The 24,942-nt window shown below is 39.3% G+C and carries 23 protein-coding genes, 3 tRNA genes and 1 pseudogene; 14 read left to right on the top strand and 13 right to left on the bottom strand.

Annotated features, from left to right (window positions below):
• Positions 1 to 6: 6 nt before the first annotated feature.
• Together glpD and glpK are read right to left on the bottom strand one after the other, a co-directional pair.
• Complete coding sequence (glpD, locus tag KTI78_RS01795; protein ID WP_262445011.1) at positions 7 to 1,524, bottom strand: glycerol-3-phosphate dehydrogenase; 1,518 nt, start codon at positions 1,522 to 1,524, stop codon at positions 7 to 9.
• 154 nt (positions 1,525 to 1,678) lie between these two features.
• Entirely contained in the window at positions 1,679 to 3,187 is a 1,509-nt protein-coding gene (glpK, locus tag KTI78_RS01800; protein ID WP_031949124.1) for a glycerol kinase GlpK, read from the bottom strand.
• A 371-nt stretch (positions 3,188 to 3,558) separates the two neighbouring features.
• On the opposite strand from glpK, the gene KTI78_RS01805 reads away from it, so the two are divergent.
• Both KTI78_RS01805 and KTI78_RS01810 read left to right on the top strand, forming a co-directional pair.
• A complete protein-coding gene (locus tag KTI78_RS01805; RefSeq protein WP_080649424.1) occupies positions 3,559 to 4,890 on the top strand; it encodes an MFS transporter in 1,332 nt (443 codons plus the stop codon).
• A 116-nt stretch (positions 4,891 to 5,006) separates the two neighbouring features.
• The gene (locus tag KTI78_RS01810; protein WP_125697390.1) at positions 5,007 to 5,429 is read left to right on the top strand and encodes a hypothetical protein; all 423 of its coding nucleotides are present in this window, start codon (positions 5,007 to 5,009) and stop codon (positions 5,427 to 5,429) included.
• 23 nt (positions 5,430 to 5,452) lie between these two features.
• Here KTI78_RS01810 and KTI78_RS01815 read toward each other — a convergent pair whose 3' ends face one another.
• A complete protein-coding gene (locus KTI78_RS01815; protein WP_025470246.1) occupies positions 5,453 to 6,121 on the bottom strand; it encodes a class I SAM-dependent methyltransferase in 669 nt (222 codons plus the stop codon).
• Positions 6,122 to 6,377: 256 nt separating this feature from the next.
• Complete coding sequence (folD, locus tag KTI78_RS01820; protein WP_262445012.1) at positions 6,378 to 7,226, bottom strand: bifunctional methylenetetrahydrofolate dehydrogenase/methenyltetrahydrofolate cyclohydrolase FolD; 849 nt, start codon at positions 7,224 to 7,226, stop codon at positions 6,378 to 6,380.
• Positions 7,227 to 7,378: 152 nt separating this feature from the next.
• Here folD and KTI78_RS01825 point away from each other — a divergent pair.
• Positions 7,379 to 7,452, top strand: a tRNA-Cys gene (locus KTI78_RS01825).
• An 11-nt stretch (positions 7,453 to 7,463) separates the two neighbouring features.
• Positions 7,464 to 7,549, top strand: a tRNA-Leu gene (locus KTI78_RS01830).
• Positions 7,550 to 7,649: 100 nt separating this feature from the next.
• Here the strand turns inward: KTI78_RS01830 and KTI78_RS01835 are convergent.
• Positions 7,650 to 9,413, bottom strand: a complete 1,764-nt coding sequence (locus KTI78_RS01835; RefSeq protein WP_262445013.1) for an alkaline phosphatase D family protein — start codon at positions 9,411 to 9,413, stop codon at positions 7,650 to 7,652.
• A 196-nt stretch (positions 9,414 to 9,609) separates the two neighbouring features.
• Between KTI78_RS01835 and KTI78_RS01840 the strand changes: the two genes are divergently transcribed.
• Positions 9,610 to 9,695: transfer RNA gene (locus tag KTI78_RS01840), tRNA-Leu, on the top strand.
• A gap of 338 nt (positions 9,696 to 10,033) precedes the next feature.
• Here KTI78_RS01840 and KTI78_RS01845 read toward each other — a convergent pair.
• The 4 genes from KTI78_RS01845 to rlmE form a co-directional block, all read right to left on the bottom strand.
• The gene (locus KTI78_RS01845) at positions 10,034 to 10,348 is read right to left on the bottom strand and encodes a DUF5713 family protein (protein WP_016140183.1); all 315 of its coding nucleotides are present in this window, start codon (positions 10,346 to 10,348) and stop codon (positions 10,034 to 10,036) included.
• Positions 10,349 to 10,481: 133 nt separating this feature from the next.
• Positions 10,482 to 11,333 (bottom strand): dihydropteroate synthase, encoded by an 852-nt coding sequence (gene folP, locus KTI78_RS01850; protein ID WP_262445014.1) that lies wholly within the window; start codon positions 11,331 to 11,333, stop codon positions 10,482 to 10,484.
• Positions 11,334 to 11,466: 133 nt separating this feature from the next.
• Positions 11,467 to 13,362 carry an ATP-dependent zinc metalloprotease FtsH gene (ftsH, locus tag KTI78_RS01855; protein ID WP_005803954.1) on the bottom strand — a complete coding sequence of 632 codons (1,896 nt, stop codon included), beginning with the start codon at positions 13,360 to 13,362 and terminating at the stop codon, positions 11,467 to 11,469.
• 133 nt (positions 13,363 to 13,495) lie between these two features.
• On the bottom strand, positions 13,496 to 14,146 hold the full coding sequence (rlmE, locus tag KTI78_RS01860; RefSeq protein WP_000235573.1) for a 23S rRNA (uridine(2552)-2'-O)-methyltransferase RlmE: 651 nt from the start codon (positions 14,144 to 14,146) through the stop codon (positions 13,496 to 13,498).
• Between the two features lie 199 nt (positions 14,147 to 14,345).
• Between rlmE and yhbY the strand changes: the two genes are divergently transcribed.
• Both yhbY and KTI78_RS01870 read left to right on the top strand, forming a co-directional pair.
• Positions 14,346 to 14,669, top strand: a complete 324-nt coding sequence (gene yhbY, locus KTI78_RS01865) for a ribosome assembly RNA-binding protein YhbY (RefSeq protein WP_002115576.1) — start codon at positions 14,346 to 14,348, stop codon at positions 14,667 to 14,669.
• A 16-nt stretch (positions 14,670 to 14,685) separates the two neighbouring features.
• The gene (locus tag KTI78_RS01870; RefSeq protein ID WP_262445015.1) at positions 14,686 to 15,222 is read left to right on the top strand and encodes a DOMON-like domain-containing protein; all 537 of its coding nucleotides are present in this window, start codon (positions 14,686 to 14,688) and stop codon (positions 15,220 to 15,222) included.
• A 58-nt stretch (positions 15,223 to 15,280) separates the two neighbouring features.
• Here the strand turns inward: KTI78_RS01870 and KTI78_RS01875 are convergent, their stop codons facing one another.
• A complete protein-coding gene (locus KTI78_RS01875) occupies positions 15,281 to 15,868 on the bottom strand; it encodes a hypothetical protein (RefSeq protein ID WP_016140180.1) in 588 nt (195 codons plus the stop codon).
• Between the two features lie 29 nt (positions 15,869 to 15,897).
• Positions 15,898 to 16,044: pseudogene (locus KTI78_RS01880) on the bottom strand (hypothetical protein); the annotation flags it as partial.
• Between the two features lie 136 nt (positions 16,045 to 16,180).
• Here KTI78_RS01880 and carA point away from each other — a divergent pair.
• From carA to greA, 3 genes are all read left to right on the top strand, one after another.
• Entirely contained in the window at positions 16,181 to 17,320 is a 1,140-nt protein-coding gene (carA, locus tag KTI78_RS01885; RefSeq protein WP_016140179.1) for a glutamine-hydrolyzing carbamoyl-phosphate synthase small subunit, read from the top strand.
• A 14-nt stretch (positions 17,321 to 17,334) separates the two neighbouring features.
• On the top strand, positions 17,335 to 20,565 hold the full coding sequence (gene carB / locus KTI78_RS01890) for a carbamoyl-phosphate synthase large subunit (RefSeq protein WP_016140178.1): 3,231 nt from the start codon (positions 17,335 to 17,337) through the stop codon (positions 20,563 to 20,565).
• An 88-nt stretch (positions 20,566 to 20,653) separates the two neighbouring features.
• Positions 20,654 to 21,130: a transcription elongation factor GreA gene (gene greA, locus KTI78_RS01895; protein ID WP_016140177.1), complete on the top strand. Its 477-nt coding sequence runs from the start codon at positions 20,654 to 20,656 to the stop codon at positions 21,128 to 21,130.
• An 80-nt stretch (positions 21,131 to 21,210) separates the two neighbouring features.
• On the opposite strand, the gene KTI78_RS01900 is transcribed toward greA, so the two are convergent.
• Entirely contained in the window at positions 21,211 to 21,798 is a 588-nt protein-coding gene (locus KTI78_RS01900) for a TetR/AcrR family transcriptional regulator (RefSeq protein ID WP_239976041.1), read from the bottom strand.
• Positions 21,799 to 21,938: 140 nt separating this feature from the next.
• Between KTI78_RS01900 and KTI78_RS01905 the strand changes: the two genes are divergently transcribed.
• The 3 genes from KTI78_RS01905 (at position 21,939) to KTI78_RS01915 (ending at position 23,636) form a co-directional block, all read left to right on the top strand.
• On the top strand, positions 21,939 to 22,331 hold the full coding sequence (locus KTI78_RS01905) for a RidA family protein (protein WP_262445016.1): 393 nt from the start codon (positions 21,939 to 21,941) through the stop codon (positions 22,329 to 22,331).
• A 111-nt stretch (positions 22,332 to 22,442) separates the two neighbouring features.
• Positions 22,443 to 23,075 (top strand): CatB-related O-acetyltransferase, encoded by a 633-nt coding sequence (locus KTI78_RS01910; RefSeq protein ID WP_262445017.1) that lies wholly within the window; start codon positions 22,443 to 22,445, stop codon positions 23,073 to 23,075.
• A 123-nt stretch (positions 23,076 to 23,198) separates the two neighbouring features.
• The gene (locus KTI78_RS01915) at positions 23,199 to 23,636 is read left to right on the top strand and encodes a universal stress protein (RefSeq protein WP_262445018.1); all 438 of its coding nucleotides are present in this window, start codon (positions 23,199 to 23,201) and stop codon (positions 23,634 to 23,636) included.
• 176 nt (positions 23,637 to 23,812) lie between these two features.
• Here the strand turns inward: KTI78_RS01915 and KTI78_RS01920 are convergent, their stop codons facing one another.
• On the bottom strand, positions 23,813 to 24,142 hold the full coding sequence (locus KTI78_RS01920; protein ID WP_079748510.1) for an MGMT family protein: 330 nt from the start codon (positions 24,140 to 24,142) through the stop codon (positions 23,813 to 23,815).
• Positions 24,143 to 24,223: 81 nt separating this feature from the next.
• Here KTI78_RS01920 and KTI78_RS01925 point away from each other — a divergent pair, with 81 nt between their 5' ends.
• Positions 24,224 to 24,940 carry a metalloprotease gene (locus KTI78_RS01925; protein ID WP_224991562.1) on the top strand — a complete coding sequence of 239 codons (717 nt, stop codon included), beginning with the start codon at positions 24,224 to 24,226 and terminating at the stop codon, positions 24,938 to 24,940.
• Positions 24,941 to 24,942: the final 2 nt, after the last annotated feature.

Raw genomic sequence — 24,942 nt, forward strand, 5'->3', positions numbered from 1 at the left:
TTTTTATTATGCGGCATCATCTTTTTGTCGACGCTCAGATAAATAAGCTTCTAATACTTTTACTTGTTTTTCATCAAATGCTAGACCGAGTTTAGTTCTACGCCACAATATATCCTCAGCAGTATTCGCCCATTCATATTCACATAAATATTTAATTTCACATTCAAATAAATCATGTCCAAAATTTTGGCCTAATTGCTCTAATGCATTTCGCTCTTGAAGCATATTCCACACTCTTGTGCCATATGCATGCGCCCAACGGTTGGCAAGTGACTCAGAAACTCCGCTTATACGTGACTGAATCTGATGCGTTAAATCATCTACGGTTGTCCAATTTTCGGCTCCCGGTAATGGCTCGTTTGCAGTCCACTCCTCTGCCATATTATTAAAAAACGGGGATAGATCTTCTAAAGCAGTCTCTGCCAGTTTCCGGTAAGTCGTGATCTTGCCGCCAAATACAGATAACAAAGGTATTTTTTCATGTTCACTCTGCAACGCCAGAGTATAGTCACGGGTAATTGCAGATGGATTATCTGACTCATCATCACATAATGCACGTACACCCGAATACTGACTTACAATATCAGCCCTAGTTAACTGCTTTTTAAAATGTGAATTGGTCACGGTTAAGAGGTAATCTATTTCTACATCGGTAATATCTACCTTTTGTGGATCACCTGTATATTCCTGATCTGTCGTACCAATCAACGTATATTTTTCTAAATATGGAATTGCAAAAACGATGCGTCGGTCTTCATTTTGCATAATAAAGGCTTTATGACAATCATATAGTTTTGGTACAACAATATGACTTCCTTGGATCAATCGGATTTGATAAGGCGATCTTAAATTTAGATTTTCACTAATAACTTTCTCGACCCAAGGTCCTGCCGCATTCACTAAAGCTCTTGCACGGATCTGATAAAACTCAGCCCCACTTTGTAATTCTAAATGCCACAGTTCTTGTTCTTTATAAGCCTTAACACATCGTGTTCGTGTCACGACTTTAGCACCCTGCTCTTTGGCCTGTAGTGCATTTAACACTACAAGACGTGCATCATCTACAGTACAGTCAGAATATTCAAAACCACGCGTGATAGCTGGTTTTAAGGGGCTATCTTCTTTGAAGTAAATAAGATTCGAACCTAATAATTTTTCTCTTTTTCCCAAGTGATCATAAAAAAACAGTCCTGCACGAATTAACCATGCAGGGCGTAAATGTGGTCGATGAGGCATAATAAAACGCATGGGTTTAATAATATGTGGAGCTTTAGCCATTAGCACTTCACGCTCTGCTAGAGCTTCTCTAACCAATCTAAATTCTTTATGTTCTAAATAGCGCAGACCACCATGGATTAATTTGCTACTAGCAGATGAGGTGTGGCTAGCTAAATCATCTTTTTCACATAAAAATACGGACAGTCCACGGCCTGCTGCATCATTAGCAATACCGACGCCATTAATACCGCCACCAATTACGGCAAGATCATATATTTTTGAATAATCATTAGGCTGTACTGTCATTTCTCATCTTCTTTTTATTGTTGATCTTATAAAAATTAAACCATCAAATTGATGAAACAACAATCAAAAAAGTAGAATAATCAATTTTAAATAACCAAGTATTTAATCGTTAATTGATTACCCCACTATTGAATTCAACCAGCTAAAGAATAGATCAATCCTCAGCCCAACTTTGACTACGCTTCACTGCCTTGAGCCATCCTTTATAAATCAGCTCGGATTGCTCAGAAGACATTTTCGGTTCAAATACCTTTTCTATGGCAGATTTATTCCTTAACTCGTGAAGGTCTTGCCAGAAACCCGTCGCCAATCCAGCTAGGAAAGCCGCCCCCAAAGCAGTGGTTTCTTTCATTATGGGACGTTCTACTGGTGTCGCTAAAATATCGGCCTGAAATTGCATCAAGAAATTATTTTCAGTTACTCCACCATCAACTCGAAGTGTACGAAGCTCTTCTTCTGCATCTTGCTGCATAGCATCTAAAACATCCCGAGTTTGAAAAGCAATCGACTCGAGAGTTGCACGAATAATATGTTCAATACTGGCACCACGTGTCAGACCAAAAATTGCTCCACGCGCAGTTGGGTCCCAATACGGTGCACCTAATCCTGTAAACGCAGGAACGACATATACACCATTGCTGTCTTTTACACGTGTTGCATAAAGCTCAGAGTCTTTAGCGTTCTTAATGACCTTTAACTCATCGCGTAACCACTGTACGCAAGAACCACCATTAAATACGGCGCCTTCTAAAGCATAGTTCACTTCACCACTGGCACCACATGCAATAGTAGTCAGTAACCCATGCTCTGAACGGACAATCTTCTTACCCGTGTTCATTAATAAAAAACAGCCCGTACCGTAGGTATTTTTTGCTTGGCCCGACTCAACACACATTTGACCAAAAAGTGCGGCCTGTTGATCGCCTGCAATTCCTGCAATTGGAATACCTACTTCTTGCCCACTGATGGTATGTGTATATCCATAAACCTCAGATGAGCTACGAACTTCGGGTAACATTGCTCTAGGAATATCTAAAGCTTGTAAAAGTTTTTCATCCCATTCAAGCTTTTCGATATCAAAAAGCATGGTTCGTGAAGCATTGGTAAAATCAGTAACATGAACTGCACCATTGGTGAGTTTCCAAATTAACCAAGTGTCCACTGTACCGAACAACAGCTCTCCTCGCTCAGCGCGTTCACGACTTCCTTCAACATGATCTAAAATCCACTTAATTTTTGTGGCTGAAAAATACGGATCAATCACTAAACCTGTGGTTTTTCGGATGTATTCTTGCCATCCTGCTTTATGCAATTGATTGCATATTTCAGTCGTCTGTCTGCTTTGCCAAACAATCGCATTGTAAATAGGCTTGCCTGTTTTTTTATCCCAAACAATTGTGGTTTCCCGCTGATTTGTAATGCCAATTGCTGCAACTTGTTCACTCTTAATACCTGCTTGAGCTAGAGCTTCTACCCAAACAGCACTTTGCGTTGCCCAAATTTCCATAGGATCATGCTCGACCCAACCTGGCTGCGGATAAATCTGAGTAAATTCTCTTTGAGCAATACTTACAACGTTAGCATCATGATCTAAAACGATTGCTCTTGAGCTTGTAGTTCCCTGATCGAAAGCCACAATATATTTTTTCGGGCAACTTGACATCTAAATGTCCCTTTCATTATCCACACACATCTAGTTCACAATGCCAAAACATTATGTCTAACTGTATTTATTAAAAATTTTCTTTGGAATATATCATTATTTTTAAGGTATACAGGAATTCTTCGCCTAAACATCACTCATTCTTTATCAGTTTTTTACTACTTGGGAAAAATAATATGCGAAATATGAGAATTAGATGATGAAAATATATTGATCGGCTAATTTGAAATCACATAAATATTCAACTTATTCCTTTGCTTAAATAATAAACATTGTTTTACAGACATAAAAAAAATAAAGTGAAATACTCCTCTAGAAAATATGTAGAAACGGAATAAATCTTTTCTTTTAGCATTCAACCCAAGCGAAACATGGAGCGACTCATGGTTGATCAACCTTCTACCGCAACAACTCCACAACCTCATTTAGATACAAAAACACGCCTAAAATCAATTTTGGGTGGTTCTGCGGGTAACCTTGTCGAATGGTACGACTGGTATGTATATGCCGCATTCACGCTCTATTTTGCTCATGCATTTTTCCCAAAAGGTAGCCAAACTGCTCAGCTCCTTCAAGCAGCCGCAATTTTTGCGGTAGGATTTCTCATGCGCCCGATCGGTGCATGGATTATGGGAATCTATTCAGACCGTAAAGGGCGTAAAGCAGGCCTTACACTATCCGTCACATTAATGTGTGTAGGTTCGCTGCTTATTGCTGTGACACCAAGTTATGAAAGTATTGGTGTATTTGCCCCTCTTCTTTTAGTAGTCGCTCGTTTAATTCAAGGCTTAAGTGTAGGCGGCGAATATGGGGCTAGTGCTACCTATTTAAGTGAAATGGCGGAAAGAAACCGCCGAGGTTTTTTCTCTAGCTTCCAATATGTAACATTGATTGCCGGTCAGCTCACAGCTCTATGTGTTCTATTAATCTTACAAATGGTACTAACCGAAGAACAACTTCATGATTGGGGATGGCGTATTCCATTCTTTATCGGGGCTTTACTTGCTATTGTAGTTTTCCGTATTCGACGCGGCCTATTAGAAACCCAATCTTTTAAAAATGCTCAAACTGAAACAGACCAGCCCAAATCAGGCATGTTTGCTTTATTTAAACATTATCCGAAAGAAGCGTTCACAGTATTGTTTTTAACAGCTGGTGGGACATTAGCTTTCTATACTTATACAACTTATCTGCAAAAATATTTAGTGAATACTTCTGGATTTACTAAACCTGAAGCTACCCAAATTACAACTTTAGCGCTATTTATTTTTATGTGTCTACAGCCGGTAGCGGGAGCTTTATCTGATCGTATTGGTCGTAAGCCACTCATGATCGCTTTTGGTGTAACTGGGGTTCTATTTACTTATATTCTATTTAATACCCTTGCAACGACAGACAACTATTGGACTGCTTTCTGGTTATGTTTAGCAGGTTTGGTCATGGTAACTGGCTATACATCAATTAATGCCGTAGTTAAAGCTGAACTCTTCCCCGCTCATATCCGAGCTTTAGGGGTAGCTTTACCTTATGCAATTGCTAATACGTTATTCGGCGGTACAGCAGAGTTCTTTGCTTTAAGTTTTAAAGAAGCTGGACATGAATCTTGGTACTTTATTTATGTCAGTATCATGATCTTCATTTCTCTCATTATTTATATTTTCATGAAAGACACCAAGCATCATTCAAAAATTAAAGAACATTAATAATTTTCTCATAAGGGCTAATATCGTTCGCCGATGTTAGCTCAAACATGCGATTAAGCCCCAACAACCTCTGTATTTTATGAGATACTAGCTATAAGAAAATAAGGACGATACTGATGAATAGAAGTATTTTATGCTTGGCATTAAGTAGTATGTTTGTTTTAACTGCTTGTCAGACTACCCCTCGACAATATAATGGTTCAACTGGATACCAGATTGAAAACAAAACAGAAACTTCAGCGACTTTAGCTTACACTTTAGCTAGTCGTAATAACCAGCAGATCGATGAACGTAAATTACAACGCGCTTGTCAAAATGTGCTAGGCGCTCAGAAAGTTTATAAATTATCAGTTTTGAGTATTAACGAAATTCCTAATCCAGCAAAAGATGAGCATTATGGAATTCAACTCGGTGAGACTCGTGCTTCTTTTGGTTTATCGAATACACCTAGTTTAAATAATGGTGAAGACTATGCAACTCGCCAAGCGCTTGAAGCACGCCCAAGCACACTAAAAGTTGTTCGTTATACTTGTTCATAAAATAAAAAAAGACGCTGTTCTTTTTACAGCGTCTTATAAAAACTCACATTTCTAAATTCTTTAGCTTCATCCAGATCAGGCCATGTAGAAGCACTTCTTTCATCAATCTTCTGATATTTCGGGTGACTAAAGTTTTTAACACGGCTATCAGCCACCCAGACTTCTGGCGCAAACTTTAAAAATTCATCTAAGAAGAACCGATTACATTGGTCATATAAAACATCAGCTGCCAATAAAACATCGACTTGCTCAGCCTTATATAAATCATCTAAATATTCTAGCTCAACATCATTCAACAAAGCGTTTTCACGACAAGCATTTAAACTAACCTGATCAATATCACAGCATATTACTCGTTTTGCTCCTGCCATTTTTGCAGCAATTGCGACTACACCGGAACCAGCTCCAAAATCCAAAACGACTTTATCTTTAACATGATGTGGCTCTGCAAGTAACCACTGAGCCATCGCCAAACCTGAAGCCCAACAGAAGATCCAATATGGCGTATCATTCCAAATACGGCGAATAACTTCATCATCTAAGCGATCAGTTGGAAAAACAGGTGGAATCAACCATAAAGAAATAGGTGTTTCTGGTAACTGTTGTACCATCAATTCACAATTGGGAATAACTTCATTGAGTGCTTGAAGTAAATGTTCAGGGGCTTTGGTCAATTGAAAGGTGCAGCTCATCAGATTTCTTTTAATTCATTTTTATAACAAGCATAACAGAGTCATTCCATTATGATTTGAATTTTTACCTTAACCTTCGGTTGGACCTACTTTTCTTTCGGGAAAAGTAGGCAAAACCATTGTCATCCGCAAAACTCGGCAGATACTCTCTAGAATCGAAAGCATCGCAGAAACATTAAATTTTTAACGTATTTCTGCCTCAAACAATTGCGGATGACGGTTACGCATATCAAATAACAGCCTAGCGTTAATTAAATTAACCTAAAGCTTTTTCAGCAGCTTCTACAGTTTGATGAATCAAAGTAGTAATTGTCATTGGACCAACACCACCTGGTACTGGTGTGTAAGCAGAAGCAATTTCTTCAATACCTTGTAGTTGGATATCACCAACACCACCACCATCACGCGGATGGAAACCAGCATCGACAACCACTGCACCTTGTTTAATCCAATCTTTTTGGATCAATTCAGCTTTACCAACTGCACCCACAATAATGTCAGCTTGTTTTACCAGCTCAGGTAAATTTTGTGTACGTGAATGGCAAATCGTTACTGTTGCATTTGCTTGCAATAACATCATTGCCATTGGTTTACCTAAAATTGCAGAACGCCCAACCACAACCGCATGTTTACCAGCAATTTCGATATTATTTTCTTTTAAAATGGTCATGATGCCGGCAGGAGTCGCTGAACCATATGCAGCTTCACCCATAGCCATACGGCCAAAGCCAAGACACGTTACGCCATCAACATCTTTAGCTAATGAGATTGCATCAAAACATGCGCGCTCATCAATTTGTGCAGGAACTGGATGTTGTAAAAGAATACCGTGTACATCTGGATTAGCATTAAGTTTTTCAATTTCTGCTAATAATTGTTCTGTTGTCGTTTCTTGTGGTAATTCAATTTTTAAAGAATCCATGCCAACTCGACGGCAAGCATTTCCTTTCATGCGTACATAAGTTGCAGATGCGCCATCATCCCCAACCAAAATAGTCGCCAAAATTGGGGTACGACCTGTTTTAGCTTTTAAAGCTTCAACACGTACTGACAAATTTTCTTCAATTTGCTTTGCTAATGCACGACCGTCTAAAACCAATGCCACAGCACATCTCCAAGGTAGACATGAATTTAATGTGCCAATAATACATGATTATTTGGGCAAATTTATTCTAGATGTTGCTTTTATGTTCATCTTATCTCAAAACAGTATTGTTTTTTTTCTAAAGGTTGCTAATATGTGCATCACCAAATGTAGGCGGGGTGGCAGAGTGGTCATGCAGCGGACTGCAACTCCGTGGACGCCGGTTCGATTCCGACCTCCGCCTCCAAATTTGGTAAAGCCCGGGTGGTGAAATAGGTAGACACAGGGGATTTAAAATCCCCCGCCCACAAAGCGTGCCGGTTCGAGTCCGGCCCCGGGCACCACTTTCTAGTACAGAAATTGGTGCAATAAAGAATCCAGCGTAAGCTGGTTTTTTTATGCCTAAAAAAAGGGATATTTATTACTATCCCTTCCCCCATATATCTAAGCAGTTTTTTTCTGGTCTTTTTCAGGTGTTAAATTCGCATCCAACACTAATTGATAGTGTCGGCTTGAATCTACTTTATATTCTGCATTTTTAATTGAATCTACAAAAATCCAATCCGATTGCACCTGTTTATCATCAAGCGTGACTACCAGATAGCCCCGCTGATTTAAATTACAATAGGCCAACTCATCGATAAGCGTAGTAAAAGCAAATTCAAACTGTTGCAACTGAGCTAGGGGAATACTTAAATATTTTTCAAGACCTGGTGAAGAAACCGAGCTTGTTGCCAGTTCAACACCAACATATTCCCCTTTTTGGCTATACAAGTAAGAGGTCCATGCATTATGGGTATCGCCAGCCAAAACAATAATTTTCTTATTAAACTCTACCAACTTATCATACATAAACTCTCGCTCAGCATAGTACCCATCCCAAGCATCGAGATTATATGGAACTAAAGTTGTGACCCGCGATTTTTCTTGAACAGTTAAAGTTGGATCACCCTGCTCTAGTCGTAACTTTAATGTGACTAATTCTGTAATTTGTGCATTCATTTTAGCTAGCGTATCAGGCGAAACTCCCCCTGAAGTAATTTGCCCTAGAGAAGCCAACAATTCAGCAGGAATCCACATTTTACTCATTAAAACTTGCTGACCAATCACATTCCATGTTGCCGTCGATTGCTTTAATTTATCAACTAACCAGCCTCTTTGTGTGTGTCCCATTAAAGTACGCTTTGAATCTGTTAAATCAGTCTGAAATTTTTGAGCATCTAAACCAGAAGCGGTCATGTAATCTTTATATTCAAGCTGTTTATCTCGCGCAATAATACGTGTATCCAGCATTGTCAGCTCAACCAATGAGCCAAAATTAAATTGACGATAAATATTCAAATGATCGGCACTAGAAACTGGGCGAATTGGCATCCATTCAAAATAAGCTTGTAGAGCAGCTAATTTACGTTCCAAGAAAGGACCTTCACTACTTTGATGATTTTCTGCACCTTCGCGCCAAGTATCATTCGCTAGCTCATGATCATCCCAAATCACAATAAAAGGATGACGCTGATGCGCTGCCTGTAAGTCTTTATCTTGACGATACAGCGCATAACGTTTGCGATAATCATCTAATTTAATAATTTCTTTATTATTATCTGATTGCAAAGTACGGCCCAGCTTTGCAGCATCTTCTGTCGCATAGCCATCAGCCCCATATTCATAAATATAATCGCCCAAATGAATGACTACATCCACATTCTGTTTTGCCATTTCACGATAAACGTAAAAATAACCCGCAGGATAATTAGAACAAGAACATACTGCGAAACTGACCTTATTGGTAGTTACAGGTAATGTTTTTGTTTGCCCTACTGGCGAGATTTTGCTACCAAATCGAAAGCGATAATAATAAGTCGTACCCGCCTGTAGACCTGTTGCATCCACCTTCACGGTAAAATCGTCAGTTTTAGTCGTTTGAACCGTACCAGTCTTTAAATTTTGAGTAAATTGATTATCGGTGGCAATTTCCCAAGTTACTTTCAGGCGCACCCCAAAATCTGTCGGCGTCGCACGTGTCCACAAAATGACTCTGTCTTGTAATGGATCCCCACTTGCTACCCCATGAAGGAAATCTGCTTGCGCTTCTGAACTTTCATCATCGGAACCATCGTTACAACCCGTAAAAGCGACAGGCAAAGATAGCGCCCCAAAACCGAATAGACTTTTTTGAATTAATTCTCGGCGTGAAATTTTCTCTGACATAAAATTACCTAAGTTTCAAGCAATGAGTGTCTTAAATTTAGGTAAATAAGATGAACAACTGATCTCCGTTTAATGAACAAATCATGACATAAAATGGTTAATTTATATAAATACTGACAAGAACTGATTGAAAATAAAGCAAACTATCTGATTTTCTCTTGCCAATCGTGCACTTGTCCTCTATTATTGCGCACATGCCCGGGTGGTGAAATAGGTAGACACAGGGGATTTAAAATCCCCCGCCCACAAAGCGTGCCGGTTCGAGTCCGGCCCCGGGCACCATTTTCAACTATTGAATTTGGTGCACAAAGAATCCAGCGTAAGCTGGTTTTTTTATGTCTGATGAAAATGATAGCCATAATAAGAATATTAATATCTATATCCGCTCTATTTTTGATACCCCTTGCAAATGCCAAAAATATTTTTAGTGGTATGATCTTGTTTAAAAATAATGATTAGCACTTTGCAGGCTCCTCTATTACTCAAGATAACTATCTAATAGCTAGTTCAATTTAAAGAACTATAGCAGCAAGAAAAAACTATTGGATCAGCGTATTGGCAGAAGAGGATGAACAGCAGAATGGAAATTTAATTTTAAAAATTGAGAAAATCGAGAGTAATCACCACTCTCGATTCATCACCAGTTCTTCCATTTCAAGGTCTAAATATCCTGCATCCTGTGCCACCATCATCATTGCCTCAGCAATATAGTCAGCAGCACTATCATCCAAGGAAGAATCTAGATCCTCAAACTGAGGTTTCATTTCATTAATTTCAATAACAGTTTGATGAGCATATCGATAGATATCCTGTTCAGCTAAAGCAGGTTTCTGAACTTTTTTAGCAAATTGTTCAATCAACTGCTTGAGTTCAGCGACTAAAATATCTGGATAATATTCATCATCAAACATTGGGAGAAGTAAGTCTTCGAACATACAAAAGTTTACACAACAGCAAAAACTTGCCGCTTATAACATATTTTCCAAAGAATAACGATCATTTTCCCTGACTCAGCCATCTAGCCCAATCAATTAATGGTCACCCTTTGATTCTATACAGCCTATTTCATTAAGCTTGTATCATCGCTTTCCAAACCCGTATTGCATCAGACATTGCTTTCACGTCATGTGCTCTAACAATGGATGCACCTTGCTGAATACTCAGCAAATGCCCCGTAACGCTTCCTACAGCGCGCTGATCTGCGGCTGCACCTTGCAAGGCTTCACCAATAAAACGTTTACGAGAAAGACCAGATAAAATTGGATAACCCATTTCATTAAGCTTCCAAAATTCATTGAGGAGTCTTAAATTTTGCTGCGCATTTTTTGCAAAACCAAACCCGGGATCAATAATAATATTTTGTTTTTTTACGCCTGCCTTTAAAGCCTCATTCACGCGCTGCTGGAGCTCCGCTATAACATCCAATGTTACGTCCGTATATTGGTCTAGCTGATTCATCGTAGTGGGTTCACCACGCATGTGCATAATTACTACAGGTATATCTAGCTCTACTGCCGTTTTTAAAGCATTTGGTCGAGTAAGCGCACGTACATCATTCCAAATATGTGCTCCTGCCTCTTTTGCTGCACGAATAACATCTGGCTGACTTGTATCAATTGATAGAATCACATCATGTTTGGCCAAAGCTTCAACTACAGGTACAACTCTTCTAATTTCCTCTTCTACACTTACCTCAGACGCCCCCGGCCGAGTAGATTCTCCACCAATATCAATAATGGTAGCACCCTGTTCTATCATGACTAGCGCATGAGCAATAGCTTGATCTATTTGATTATGTTTTCCACCATCACTAAAAGAATCGGGTGTGACATTTAAAATACCCATAACGTGAGGGTATGATAGATCCAACTGAAGCTGTCCACACTCTAAAATTTGCTGAGGTAAAGGCATTAACTGCATAAAAAGCTCCGGTTTAAAATCTGATAAGCATTTTAGCAATTATCAGCTATCTATAGTGTTGATTTGTTTTCAGCTTTTATTAAATTCATCCCATAAAAAAAGCCACATGACTGTGGCTTTTTTTATTAACTAATTAGTTCATTGCTGGCAATGGTGGCGGTGTAGATGGACCATCTTTTGGTGGTTCAAATGCAGCCACTGGGTTTTCAGCAACATATACTTTAGGTGGTTGTGGCTCACGACCTTCCATAATGTCACGGATTTGATCACGATCAATAGTTTCCCATTCCATCAAAGCTTTTACCATTGCATGTGCAATATCTTTATTACCTTCCAAGATATTACGTGCAACTTTGTATTGCTCATCAAGAATACGACGTACTTCTTCATCAACTAACTGTTGAGTTGCTTCAGAAATCGTACGGCTTCCTACATTTCCAAAGAAGCCATTTTGGTTTTCATCTTCGTAAACCATGACACCCATTTTGTCAGACATACCGTACTTCGTAACCATCGCACGTGCCATTTTAGTAGCTCGCTCAAAGTCATTTGAAGCACCAGTAGATTGCTGTTGAATAAATACTTCTTCAGCAATACGTCCACCAAACAAAATTGCAATTTCGTTTAGCATTTTGTCTTTATAATGGCTAATTTGGTCTTGTTCAGGTAACTGCCAAGTTACACCCAAAGCCCAACCACGCGGCATAATCGTTACTTTATGAACAGGGTCTGTACCTGGCAAAATTTCAGCAACAATCGCATGACCTGCCTCATGATAAGCAGTTGCACGACGCTCTTCTTCACGTAGAACCATCGACTTACGTTCTGGGCCCATGTAGATTTTGTCTTTTGCATCTTCAAAGTCATGCATGTCGACAGTATTCTTATTACGACGTGCAGCAAATAATGCAGCTTCGTTCACAAGGTTTGCCAACTGTGCACCAGAGAAACCTGGAGTACCACGAGATAGAACTTTAACATCCACACCCGTAACCGAAGGTAATTTTTTCAAATGTACATTCAGAATTTGCTCACGACCACGAATGTCAGGTAAACCGACCATTACTTGACGGTCAAAACGACCTGGACGTAATAATGCTTTATCCAACACATCAACACGGTTTGTCGCAGCAATTACGATTACACCTTCATTACCCTCAAAACCATCCATCTCTACGAGCATTTGGTTTAAGGTTTGCTCACGCTCATCATGACCACCACCTGTACCTGAACCACGGTGACGACCTACTGCATCAATCTCATCAATAAAGATAATACAAGGCGCATGACGCTTCGCTTGCTCGAACATATCACGGACACGAGACGCACCCACACCCACGAACATTTCTACAAAGTCAGAACCTGAAATGCTGAAGAAAGGAACTTTAGCTTCACCAGCAATTGCTTTGGCTAATAACGTTTTACCAGTACCAGGAGGTCCAACCATAAGTACGCCACGAGGAATCGTAGCGCCCAAACGTTTGAATTTTGCTGGGTCTTTTAAGAAATCTACAATTTCAACAACTTCTTGTTTTGCTTCATCACAGCCGGCGACGTCAGAAAAATTGACTTTGATTTGGTCTTCAGAAAGCATTTTTGCCTTCGATTTACCAAAACTCATCGGTCCATTTTTTCCGCCTGCACCACCACCCATGTTACGCATAAAGAACATGAATAACAAAATGATTAACAGTACAGGGAAACTAGCAATGAGAAGTTGCATCAAAATGCCTTGACGTTGAGGAGCCGTTCCCTCTACAACAACATTTTGCTTATTTAAGCTCGGCATAAGCTCAGTGTCTTCAACTTGCGGACGAACAGTTTCAAACTGTGATCCGTTAGTTTTTTCACCATTAATATTTAAACCGTCAATTGTGACTTGCTTAATTTGGCCAGCATTCACCGCTGCAACGAAATCTGAATATTTCATCGCAGTAGGCTTATTGCGGTCACTGATATTACTGAAAATTAAAATCAGAACACCAAGTATTATTAGCCACAATACGGCATTCTTGAAGTAATCGCTCAAAGCTTTATTCCCATATCGATCTAATTTGATCATGCCCAATCTTGGCCGATCGTCATAAAAACAGCAACTGTATTGCTTGCGGATAACCTAAAAGTACAAAATGCACAATTTTTAGGAGCTTGGCAAGTAAACTTTATTGCAATGCTTTCTTACGCCCTTGTCCAACCAAAAAAACTTCTTTAGAGCGCGCCCGAGAAGCTGCCGGTTTTGCTGTCTTTAACACATCAAAACTATCAACCACTTGTTTACGAAACTCATCAAATCCTGCGCCTTGGAACACTTTAACCACAAACTGTCCATTAGGCCCAAGAACCTTTTGAGCAAAATCTAAAGCCAGTTCACATAAGTAAATCTGTCTAGGTTGATCAACAGCCCTATTACCTGATGTATTGGGGGCCATATCAGAAATTACAATGTCTACTTGTCGCCCATTTAAAATATTTAACAATTTTTCAAATACAGCTTCTTCTCTAAAGTCGCCTTGTAAGAAAGTGACATCAGGCAAAGCATCCATAGGCAAAATATCGGAAGCAATTACTAATCCCTTGCTACCCACAAGTTTTCCAGCAATTTGAGACCAACTACCAGGAGCTGCACCCAAATCTACCACCGTCATGCCTGGCTTGATCAACTTATATTTTTCTTGAATTTCAAGAAGTTTATATGCTGCTCGCGCACGATACCCTTCCTTTTGTGCTTTTTTTACAAAAGGATCGTCTAGATGCTCCCTCATCCACGCACGACTACTTTTCGACAATTTCTGGTTTGTAATGCGTGTTGCCATAACTCACTAAATATCAAAAAAACTTCTGATCGTTCATTGTACGTGAAAATTACTCTCATTACAGTACGGATGTAGCGTAATCTCACCAAGTTTTACAGTTTTTTTTCAATAATGTTAATCGATTATTTATACAGTTTTTCGTACATTTGAATTTAAGTTTTTTGCTATACTAAGTCGTTTTTAAAATCAGGTATTTTTAATGGCCGCTTTATCTATCCATGAACGTAAACGTTTACGTCAAATTGGTCATGTGCTTAACCCGGTTGTCATGATTGGTGGACAAGGCTTAACAGATGCTGTAATCGAAGAAACTCTTCGTGCTTTAAATGACCATGAACTTATCAAAGTTAAGGTTGCCGGTGAAGATCGTGAAGCACGTACTGCTGTAATTGATGCAATTGTAGAAGCGACTGGTGCAGAAGCTGTTCAAAAGATTGGTAAAATTGTTTTACTTTACAAAAAAGCAGCTAAACAAAACCAGCATTTGTCTAATCTTGTTCGCCACGCTCACCTAGCAAACTAATTTGATTTGACAAACTATGGCAAGTTACGAACTTTCAGCTTTTGATCGTTTTCATGCTGTTTCTGTTGTTGGCGCAATTGAACAGCAGGCATCGCACACCTTAAATGTCGGTTTTTGGATTCGTGATCCAAATCAACTCATTATCTGGCCCCAAGAAGTCGCGGCTCATCCTCGTCAGGATTTTTTGTGGGAAGAAACTTGTTTCGAAATTTTTGTTGGCGTGCATGATGAAGATTATTATCGGGAAATTAACCTTTCCCCTTCTCAAGCATGGCAGTCTTATCAGTTTGAAGAATATCGCTATCCAGAAAGTATACCTCCCCTTGCTGCTTACGATATTGAACTGAACCATCTCAAGCGTACTCATTATGGCTTAAATGTTAGTCTTGATTTGGGACAATTTATGCAACAGCATCGCTTAAAATGGGCAAACCTTTATTTAGGTTTAACTGCAGTTTTAAAAACCAAAGAAGGTGTTCAATACTATGCAATGCAGCATAGTGGAAAAAGTGCAGATTTCCATAATAAGCGTGACTGGTTACATCAGTTTTAAAAGTAAAAAAGCGAGAAATTAATTCTCGCTTTTTTATAGCTTAGAAAAACTGGAACTATTAATTATCTCGCGCTTTATTCCAAGCTTCGACTGCATTATTTTTAGTACGTTTAATGCTTTCGCTTAAAGAATCTTTGTGCTTTAAAGAAATTTGGCTAATATCACCTTTAAGCTCTTTACTGACTTTGGTCAAATCTTCAATAAGTGCATTAATTTCTGCTTTCAAAGCATTTTTAAGTTCAGACAATCCTTCTTGTGAAGTACTAAACTGAGCTTTAATCACATCTAAACGTTGCAAAATATCTTGTTTAATTTGGATAAATTGATTCTGAATATTCTTGTTTAACTCATGAGTTTCAGCTTCAATTTTTTCTTGAGCCTCACTTATGACTTCTTTGACCTGTTCTTGAGTTTCAGCGACAGCCTCTTTTACCTGAGTTTTCGCTTCTGTAGCAACTTCTTTAATCTGCTCGGTTTTTTCAGCAACACTTTCTTTTACTTGTGCAGTTTTAGCAGTGACTGCTCTTTTAGCTTTAGTCGTGGTAGCAGCTACGGTTTCTTTCACCTCACTCACCTCGGCTTTTGCTGAATCAACTACTGCTTGAGCTTTTTCGCTCACATCTTTTGAAACTTGATCATTACTCATGCTATTTCCTCGTATTGGTTATTTTTTAACTAACAATACAATAAATCTAGTTCTAAAAATCGACCTTGCAAATTGTTAGACAATTTATCAAAAGTACTTGATTCGGATGAGTGGATAATTTTTTTATAAAAAGCAAGCAATGAATTATATTTTTTAGCAGAAAATAAATAGACTTTTTAAGGTTCCATGCGTATAATGCGCTGTTAAGTTACAAGCGAGCAGACCGATAGGGAGGGGCATGTTTTATCACAACATCGCCTATCTTTTTTGGGTCTACTCGCTTTTTTACAGCCGAAATTCAGGAGCTTTGGTTTGAGCACCCCCGCCATTTTAGCCCTCGCAGATGGAACGATCTTTAAAGGAACGTCAATCGGCGCAACGGGAAGTACGACTGGAGAAGTCGTTTTTAACACAGCCATGACAGGCTATCAAGAAATTTTGACTGACCCAAGTTATGCACAACAAATTGTGACATTAACTTACCCTCATATTGGTAACACTGGTTGCAACGCGGAAGACGTTGAATCTGGTCGTATCCATAAAGTATGGGCGAATGGTTTAATTATTCGTGACCTTCCACTACTACACAGCAACTTCCGTGCTGAGCAGTCTTTAAGTGAATATTTACAAGCGCACAATGTTGTTGCGATTGCTGATATTGATACACGTAAATTAACGCGTATTTTACGTGACAAAGGTGCACAAAATGGTTGCATCCTTGCTGGCGAAAATATTACTGAAGAAGAAGCAATTGCCAAAGCTCGTGCTTTTGGTGGTTTAAATGGTTTAGATCTTGCAAAAGAATGCTGTGATCCAACAGGCTTTGAGTGGTCTGAAGGTTCGTGGGTATTAGGTAAAGGCTTTACTCAACCCGAATTAAAATATCACGTGGTTGCATACGATTACGGTGTCAAAACCAACATCTTGCGTATGCTTGCAGACCGCGGTTGTAAACTCACTGTTGTACCTGCTGAAACTCCGGCTGAGAAAGTTTTGGCACTTAATCCAGATGGCGTATTCCTTTCAAACGGCCCAGGCGATCCAGCTGCTTGTGATTACGCAATCGAAGCTGTAAAAACTATTGTTGAAACCACAACATTACCTGTATTTGGTATTTGCTTAGGCCACCAAATCTTGGCACTCGCTTCTGGTGCAAAAACTGTAAAAATGAACCATGGTCACCACGGTGCTAACCATCCTGTACAAAATCTTGAAGATGGTACAGTGATGATTACTTCACAGAACCATGGTTTCGCTGTAGATGCAGAAACTTTACCGGCTAACTTAAAAGCAACGCATAAATCATTGTTCGATGGCACCTTACAAGGGATCCACCGTACAGACAAACCAGCTTTCAGCTTCCAAGGTCACCCTGAAGCAAGTCCAGGTCCACATGATTGTGCCCCATTGTTCGATCACTTCATCGAACTTATTGAAGCATCTAAACAGTAATTACGGAGCGAATAATGCCTAAACGTACGGATATTAAAAGCATCTTAATTATTGGTGCTGGCCCGATTGTGATTGGTCAGGCATGTGAGTTTGACTACTCAGGTGCTCAAGCGTGTAAAGCTCTTCGTGAAGAAGGTTACCGTGTTATTTTGGTTAACTCTAACCCAGCAACCATTATGACAGACCCATCAATGGCTGATGCAACGTATATTGAGCCGATTACTTGGCAAACAGTTGCTCAAATCATTGAAAAAGAACGTCCAGATGCAGTATTGCCAACTATGGGTGGCCAAACTGCATTGAACTGTGCTCTTGCACTTGATGAGCACGGCGTTCTTGAAAAATATAATGTTGAATTAATTGGTGCAACTAAAGACGCAATTGAGAAAGCCGAAGACCGTAAACTCTTCGATATCGCTATGCGTAAAATTGGCTTGGAATGTCCAAAAGCTGCCATTGCTGAAACAATGGAAGAAGCTTTAGAAATCCAGTCACGCTTTGGTTTCCCAGTAATTATCCGTCCATCATTCACGATGGGTGGTTCGGGCGGCGGTATTGCATATAACCGTGAAGAATTCCTTGAGATCTGTGAACGTGGTTTCGACCTCTCTCCTACTCACCAGTTATTGATTGATGAATCATTAATTGGCTGGAAAGAATACGAAATGGAAGTTGTTCGTGACAAAAACGACAACTGTATTATCGTATGTGCGATCGAAAACTTCGACCCAATGGGCGTACACACTGGCGACTCTATTACTGTAGCACCAGCTCAAACATTAACTGACAAAGAATATCAATTGATGCGTAATGCTTCAGTTGCAGTTCTTCGTGAAATTGGTGTTGAGACAGGTGGCTCTAACGTTCAGTTCGGTATTAACCCGAAAGACGGACGTATGGTTGTGATCGAGATGAACCCTCGTGTATCTCGTTCATCTGCGCTTGCTTCTAAAGCAACAGGTTTCCCAATTGCTAAAATCGCAGCAAAACTTGCTGTTGGTTATACCCTTGATGAATTGAAAAATGACATCACTGGCGGCATCACTCCTGCAAGCTTCGAACCATCAATTGACTATGTTGTAACGAAGATTCCTCGTTTTAACTTCGAGAAATTCCCACAAGCAGAACCAGTTCTTACCACTCAGATGAAATCTGTTGGTGAAGTCATGGCAATTGGCCGTAACTTCCAAGAATCTGTACAAAAAGCATTACGTGGTCTTGAAGTTGGTGTAAGCGGTTTTGATGAAAAAATCGAAGCTGGTGCAACAAATGCCAAAGAAACTATTTTAAAAGAGCTTAAAGTTCCGGGTCCTGAGCGTATTTGGTACGTAGCGGATGCATTCCGTCATGGTTTCTCTTTAGATGAAGTTTTCGAAGCAACTAAAATTGATCGTTGGTTCCTCATCCAGATTCAAGACATCGTTAAAACTGAAGCTCAAGTGAAAACTTTAGGTTTTGGCGACTTAAACGCTGACAACATCCGTTCGTTCAAGCGTAAAGGTTTATCTGACCTTCGTATTGCTCACCTCATGGGCATTTCACAAAAGCAATTCCGTAAACAACGTTGGAACTTGGGTGTTTATCCAGTTTACAAACGTGTTGATACATGTGCAGCAGAGTTTGAGTCTGGTACTGCATACATGTATTCAACTTACGATGAAGAATGTGAAGCAAATCCATCAAACCGTGACAAAATCATGGTGATTGGTGGTGGTCCAAACCGTATTGGTCAAGGTATCGAATTTGACTACTGCTGTGTACACGCTGCATTAGCGATGCGTGAAGACGGTTATGAAACAATCATGGTGAACTGTAACCCTGAAACTGTTTCTACCGACTATGACACATCTGACCGTCTATACTTCGAGCCTGTAACACTTGAAGATGTACTTGAGATCGTACGTACCGAGAAGCCTAAAGGCGTAATCGTACAGTATGGTGGTCAAACTCCACTTAAATTGGCACGTGCTTTAGAAGAAGCAGGTACTCCAATTATCGGTACATCACCAGATGCGATTGACCGTGCTGAAGACCGTGAACGCTTCCAGCAAATGATCCAACGTTTACAGCTTCGTCAACCAAATAACAGCATTGTAAAATCTGCTGAAGAAGGTATCTCTGAAGCTGCAAAAGTAGGTTATCCGCTTGTTGTTCGCCCATCTTATGTATTAGGTGGTCGTGCAATGGAAATCGTATATAACGAAGAAGAACTTAAACGTTACCTTCGTGAAGCAGTTCAGGCATCTAATGAAGCCCCTGTTCTTCTTGACCGTTTCTTAGATGATGCAACTGAAGTTGATGTTGACTGTGTATCTGACGGTAAAGACGTTGTGATCGGCGGCATCATGCAGCATATCGAACAAGCGGGTATTCACTCAGGTGATTCTGCATGTTCAATTCCTCCTTATTCTTTATCAAAAGAAATTCAGGATGAAATGCGTCGTCAAACGATTGCAATGGCAAAAGAACTTGGTGTTGTTGGCTTGATGAACGTTCAGTTCGCTGTAAAAGGTGACGATATTTACGTTCTAGAAGTTAACCCACGTGCTTCACGTACAGTTCCATTCGTATCGAAGTGTATTGGTGATTCTTTAGCTAAAGTAGCTGCGCGTTGTATGGCAGGTCAATCTCTTGAATCTCAAGGATTTACTAAAGAAATCATTCCAACTCACTTTGCTGTGAAAGAAGCAGTTTTCCCATTCGCAAAATTCCAAGGCGTTGATCCAATGCTTGGACCTGAGATGAAATCTACAGGTGAAGTGATGGGTGTAGGTAAAACATTTGGTGAAGCATTCTATAAAGCTGTTTTAGGCTCAAATGAACGCTTACCAGGCTTACCAACTGAAGGCGAAGTAAAACATGCTTTCTTATCAGTACGTGAATCTGACAAGAAATACATCGCTGATATCGCCAAGAAATTAGTTGCGTATGGCTTCAAGCTTGTTGCAACAGGTGGTACTTATCAAGTGCTTAAAGAAGCAGGTTTAGAATGTGAATCTGTAAATAAAGTTACTGAAGGTCGTCCACATATTGTTGACCGCTTGAAAAATGGTGAAATACACCTTATTGTCAATACCACTGAAGGTAAACAGGCTCAATATGACTCTGCAATGATCCGTCGTGCTGCCCTACAAGGCAAAGTGTATTACACAACGACAATCAATGGTGCAGAAGCTGTTTGCCAAGCCTTTGCTGTGAAATTGCCAATGGATGTATACCGCTTGCAAGATTTAACTGTAGGTTAATTTTTTTACCGATAAGTCCCGTCACCTTATCGGTGGCGGGATTTTTTCATTTTTTTAACTGTGTTTTCTCAACTTAAGAGGGACCGAAATGCAACGTTATCCAATGACCCCTGAAGGTAAAATCGCCTTAGAGAAAGAATTACAACATCTGAAATCTGTTGAACGTCCACGTATTACTCAAGCAATTGCCGAGGCACGTGAACATGGGGACTTAAAAGAAAATGCAGAATACCATGCTGCTCGTGAACAGCAAGGTTTCTGTGAAGGACGCATCCAAGATATCGAAGGTAAATTGGGTGCTTCACAAGTCATCGATGTTAAAGACTTAGAACAAAACGGTCGTGTTGTATTCGGTGTTACGGTAACGATTGAGAACCTTGATACTGAAGAACGCAAGACTTATAAAATTGTTGGTGATGATGAAGCAGATTTTAAAATCAATAAAATCTCAGTGAACTCACCAATTGCACGTGGCCTTTTGAGCAAGAGTGAAGGTGATGAAGTAAAAATCGTTACTCCTCAAGGCGAAGTGGAATATGAAATCGTAAGTGTAGAATATATTTAATTTTTAAATAGATATACTTAAGTTATAAGACCCCTCAATTGAGGGGTTTTTTATATTTCAGACTAATATTAAAAAATTCACTAGGCATCTTTTAAAAAACCTGATGCGAAGATTTGAAAAGCATTTAATGCTTCAGGAAGTACCTGTTCAGGATATTCACTAGAGGCCACCCATAATGCAGCGTTCATGGCAGCACCATTTAAAAGCACTGCTGCCGCTTCAGGATCTACAATTTTAATTCGTTCTGCTGTCAATAGCTGTTCAACACACTCACGGGTAGACTGCAGACATCTATTTTGACTTGGCCAATGCGCTGGATCGCCCAGCACTGCAGGTCCATCACGTAACACAATACGCTGAAACTCAGGATTCAAAGCATTTTGAATATAGGTCTGCCCTTCAAGTAATAATCCTCCCCAAAGATCATCAGGCTGCTCTCGATGCTGCTGGGCATATTCTGCCATTTGTGAATCAATTTGATCGACCACTGCAGCAAATAAACCACGCTTATCGCCAAAATGATGGTACAACGCCCCACGGGTCAAACCTGCTTCTGCCGTGAGTTTATCCATTGAAGTATCGGCATAGCCATATTCAGCAAATGCACGACGAGCTACTTCAATTAGTTTCTTGCGGGTTTCCGCCATCTTTTGTTCACGAACAGACATGTATTTCACCAAGGAATCATCATAAAAATTTTAATTGACATACGCCTCGTATGTCAATTATGTTTACATACGAGGCGTATGTGAAACTTAAGCAACATTTACTGATTTGGTATTTTAAATACTGAAGGAGAACAAACCTGATGAGAACTGCAATATTTCCTCAAGACCGTCATGCATTATATGAACAGCATGGTTATTCAGCCGCAATTCAATCGAAAGATTTACTCTTTGTTTCAGGGCAGGTTGGTAGTCTTGAAGATGGCTCGCCTGTACCTGATTTTGAAAAACAGGTAACACAAGCTTTTAAAAACTTAGCAGAGACATTGAAAGCAGCGGGTTGCACTTTCGATGATATTATTGATGTCACCACCTTTCATACCGATCCTGAACGGCAGTTTGAAAGTATTATGAAAGTTAAAAATCAGATCTTTACACAAAAGCCTTATCCCAACTGGACCGCTGTTGGTGTAACCTGGCTAGCGGGTTTTGATTTTGAGATTAAAGTCATTGCACGTATTCCTCCTAATGATTAGTTCAAATTAACCCCTCCTTTAATATTTGATTCACTGGCTGGACTGAGATTATGGGTTCAGCTTGAATCACAATTCGGTATAATGGCGTATTCTCTTTTTTATATTTCCCTTATGGCTGAAAAGTTAATTGGCTCCCCTGTTCGTCACTGGTGCGAATTTGAGTTTATTTCCAAAACTGTAAGAAATCCAAATATCCATATTAAAGGAAATTATTCTTACTATTCAGCCTATTGGGATCAGGGTTTTGAACGTTGTGTCGTGCGCTATTTACATGACAAGCCCTCTACTCCAGACAAGCCAATTGACCAGCTTTATATTGGTAATTTTGTTTGTTTTGGCGCTGAGTGTGTGATCATGATGGGTGGTAACCAACTTCACAGACCAGACTGGATTTCAACTTTTCCTTTTGATACTCGAAGTTCTTTGGCAGCTGGTGATACTGTAATTGCTGACGGATGCTGGATTGGTAGCCGTGCGATGATCATGCAAGGTGTCAAACTAGGTGAAGGTGCGGTGATCGCAACGGGAGCTGTGGTAACTAAAGATGTTCCTCCTTATGCAATTGTCGGTGGGGTGCCCGCGAAAATTATTAAATATCGCTTTCCTCAAGAACAAATAAACAAATTACTTGTTTTAAAACTTTATGACTTAGATGAGAAGCAAATTTTAAAAATACGCGAATATTTACAATCTGATGATATAGATGCTTTATCTGCACATGTAGAAAATTTGCGTATTTTATAAAAAATATATCTACAAAAATTTGTTGTTATAAAGCCACAAATGATTACGCGCTTGAATTTAAATCGTCAAAAAATAAGTTTAAAGTATTAATAAATAAGCATCATTACAATAAGGAAAATACTCATGTTATATCAACATATTCTTGTACCAATTGATGGTTCTGAAACGTCTATGGTTGCCATGAAAGAGGCAATCAAACTGGGAAAAGCGCTAAATAGCAAAATTACAGTTGTACAGGTGATGGCACTTGATCCATTTATTGCTGATGCCTATGTAAAAACTGGTGAAACCAATGAGCTGATTGAACGCACACGAACTTATTTACTCGATATTTTAGAACAAGCAAAACAACAATTTTCTAATGAAGGCATCACTGTTGAAACTAAATTACTGGAAGGTTTTGTCGTTCATGAGGAAATTATTCAGGCTGCCCAAGATTTAAATGCAGATCTAATTGTTATGGGTTCACATGGACGCACAGGGGTTCGAAAACTTGTATTAGGAAGTGTGGCACAAAAAGTCTTAGGTGAAAGCCATATTCCTGTTTTAATTGTGCGCTAATGCAAGATTGCCTGTCTGGCTAAATTGAGCAAGATAGGCTTTTATATCTTAAAAGGTTGAGTTAAAGCTTCCCTTTTTCAGCATAACTCATCTGTGCCATCAAACTTAAAAATCATATTGCTCCACTAAACCGTTTATCATTCTTTTTCATGTGTAATTAGGCTCTAATCTGAACATTAAGGCTGCCAAGCAAACTGCTTTAAGTTAACTTTACCATTTAACAAATAGACGCCTTCAGCTTCCAACTTTAATTGCTGAATATTTTCGCCCTTTTCATTAAATTTACTTAGGCTAATTTTGCCTTGAGAATTAATCACACGATACCAAGGAACTTGATGATCAGCTTCAAGATGTTTTAAAACATAGCCCACCAATCTTGCATGTTTAGGTAATCCTGCCATACGAGCAACTTGCCCATAAGTTGCAACTTTTCCGTAAGGAATCAAAGCAATGACTTCTAAAATCTGTCGATGTAGTTCATACTGAGTTGTCAAAATGGACTCCATAAAAATTGACATAATTCATATCATATAAAAATTTTTGACTAAAACTAAATGCAATCCAAGGTGGGCTTGAGGGAGATCTGCATGAAAAAAATATTACTGGTGGTTACTGGAACTTTACTATGCGTTTCTTGTACTACACGTCCTCCTTTTACGTCAGGAGAACCCCCTAAAGTATCTATAGATGGTCGCCCTATTGTTCCAGTCACTTTTGTTTTTACAACCAATACACCAGAAGCGACGAAGTTTGATAATTATCAACAGATGCGCAAGGAAATTAAAATACTAAATAGATATTATGTTGATGATAAAAATAATAAAATTTTCAAGTTTAAATTACATCGTTATATCCCTTATGAAGAGTTCTCAAAATTACGCTGTGATTTAAAACAACAGATTAATCAGCCTTACCCAATTACGACCGAGACCATTCCTGCAAGTGTAAATACCTGTTTTCCTAAACGGACAGCGAGCAAAGAGGTTATTGTTTTCATTTATGATGCCTACTCAACGAAGTGGAAATTTGAGGATGTAACGAGTAGAGCGTTTCGCAATAATGGTAAACCTTTTGTCTTATTAGACTGGAACCGTCTCAATTATAATATTCAGGCGGGTAGCGTACATGAGATGGGCCATGTTTTTGGACTAAAACATGTATGTGCACCGAACGCAACTAAACGTACGCCAACCAACATTATGACAAGCGCAGAATGTAAACTTGGTAGTGGTGGACTTAGAAATTTAGGCTTTACGCCCGTACAACTTCAAACAATTTTAGAAAACTATCAACGCTATCCATAAAC

The sequence above is a fragment of the Acinetobacter sp. WU_MDCI_Abxe161 genome, from assembly GCF_025514355.1.
Classification (GTDB): domain Bacteria; phylum Pseudomonadota; class Gammaproteobacteria; order Pseudomonadales; family Moraxellaceae; genus Acinetobacter; species Acinetobacter pittii_E.

What these genes read in the sequence shown, in the direction of transcription:
- glpD (WP_262445011.1), bottom strand. Translation starts at nt 1,524, where the DNA reads ATGACAGTACAGCCTAATGATTATTCAAAAATATATGATCTTGCCGTA.
- glpK (WP_031949124.1), bottom strand. Translation starts at nt 3,187, where the DNA reads ATGTCAAGTTGCCCGAAAAAATATATTGTGGCTTTCGATCAGGGAACT.
- KTI78_RS01805 (WP_080649424.1), top strand. Translation starts at nt 3,559, where the DNA reads ATGGAGCGACTCATGGTTGATCAACCTTCTACCGCAACAACTCCACAA.
- KTI78_RS01810 (WP_125697390.1), top strand. Translation starts at nt 5,007, where the DNA reads ATGAATAGAAGTATTTTATGCTTGGCATTAAGTAGTATGTTTGTTTTA.
- KTI78_RS01815 (WP_025470246.1), bottom strand. Translation starts at nt 6,121, where the DNA reads ATGAGCTGCACCTTTCAATTGACCAAAGCCCCTGAACATTTACTTCAA.
- KTI78_RS01835 (WP_262445013.1), bottom strand. Translation starts at nt 9,413, where the DNA reads ATGTCAGAGAAAATTTCACGCCGAGAATTAATTCAAAAAAGTCTATTC.
- KTI78_RS01845 (WP_016140183.1), bottom strand. Translation starts at nt 10,348, where the DNA reads ATGTTCGAAGACTTACTTCTCCCAATGTTTGATGATGAATATTATCCA.
- folP (WP_262445014.1), bottom strand. Translation starts at nt 11,333, where the DNA reads ATGCAGTTAATGCCTTTACCTCAGCAAATTTTAGAGTGTGGACAGCTT.
- rlmE (WP_000235573.1), bottom strand. Translation starts at nt 14,146, where the DNA reads ATGGCAACACGCATTACAAACCAGAAATTGTCGAAAAGTAGTCGTGCG.
- yhbY (WP_002115576.1), top strand. Translation starts at nt 14,346, where the DNA reads ATGGCCGCTTTATCTATCCATGAACGTAAACGTTTACGTCAAATTGGT.
- KTI78_RS01870 (WP_262445015.1), top strand. Translation starts at nt 14,686, where the DNA reads ATGGCAAGTTACGAACTTTCAGCTTTTGATCGTTTTCATGCTGTTTCT.
- KTI78_RS01875 (WP_016140180.1), bottom strand. Translation starts at nt 15,868, where the DNA reads ATGAGTAATGATCAAGTTTCAAAAGATGTGAGCGAAAAAGCTCAAGCA.
- carB (WP_016140178.1), top strand. Translation starts at nt 17,335, where the DNA reads ATGCCTAAACGTACGGATATTAAAAGCATCTTAATTATTGGTGCTGGC.
- greA (WP_016140177.1), top strand. Translation starts at nt 20,654, where the DNA reads ATGCAACGTTATCCAATGACCCCTGAAGGTAAAATCGCCTTAGAGAAA.
- KTI78_RS01900 (WP_239976041.1), bottom strand. Translation starts at nt 21,798, where the DNA reads ATGTCTGTTCGTGAACAAAAGATGGCGGAAACCCGCAAGAAACTAATT.
- KTI78_RS01905 (WP_262445016.1), top strand. Translation starts at nt 21,939, where the DNA reads ATGAGAACTGCAATATTTCCTCAAGACCGTCATGCATTATATGAACAG.
- KTI78_RS01910 (WP_262445017.1), top strand. Translation starts at nt 22,443, where the DNA reads ATGGCTGAAAAGTTAATTGGCTCCCCTGTTCGTCACTGGTGCGAATTT.
- KTI78_RS01915 (WP_262445018.1), top strand. Translation starts at nt 23,199, where the DNA reads ATGTTATATCAACATATTCTTGTACCAATTGATGGTTCTGAAACGTCT.
- KTI78_RS01920 (WP_079748510.1), bottom strand. Translation starts at nt 24,142, where the DNA reads ATGGAGTCCATTTTGACAACTCAGTATGAACTACATCGACAGATTTTA.
- KTI78_RS01925 (WP_224991562.1), top strand. Translation starts at nt 24,224, where the DNA reads ATGAAAAAAATATTACTGGTGGTTACTGGAACTTTACTATGCGTTTCT.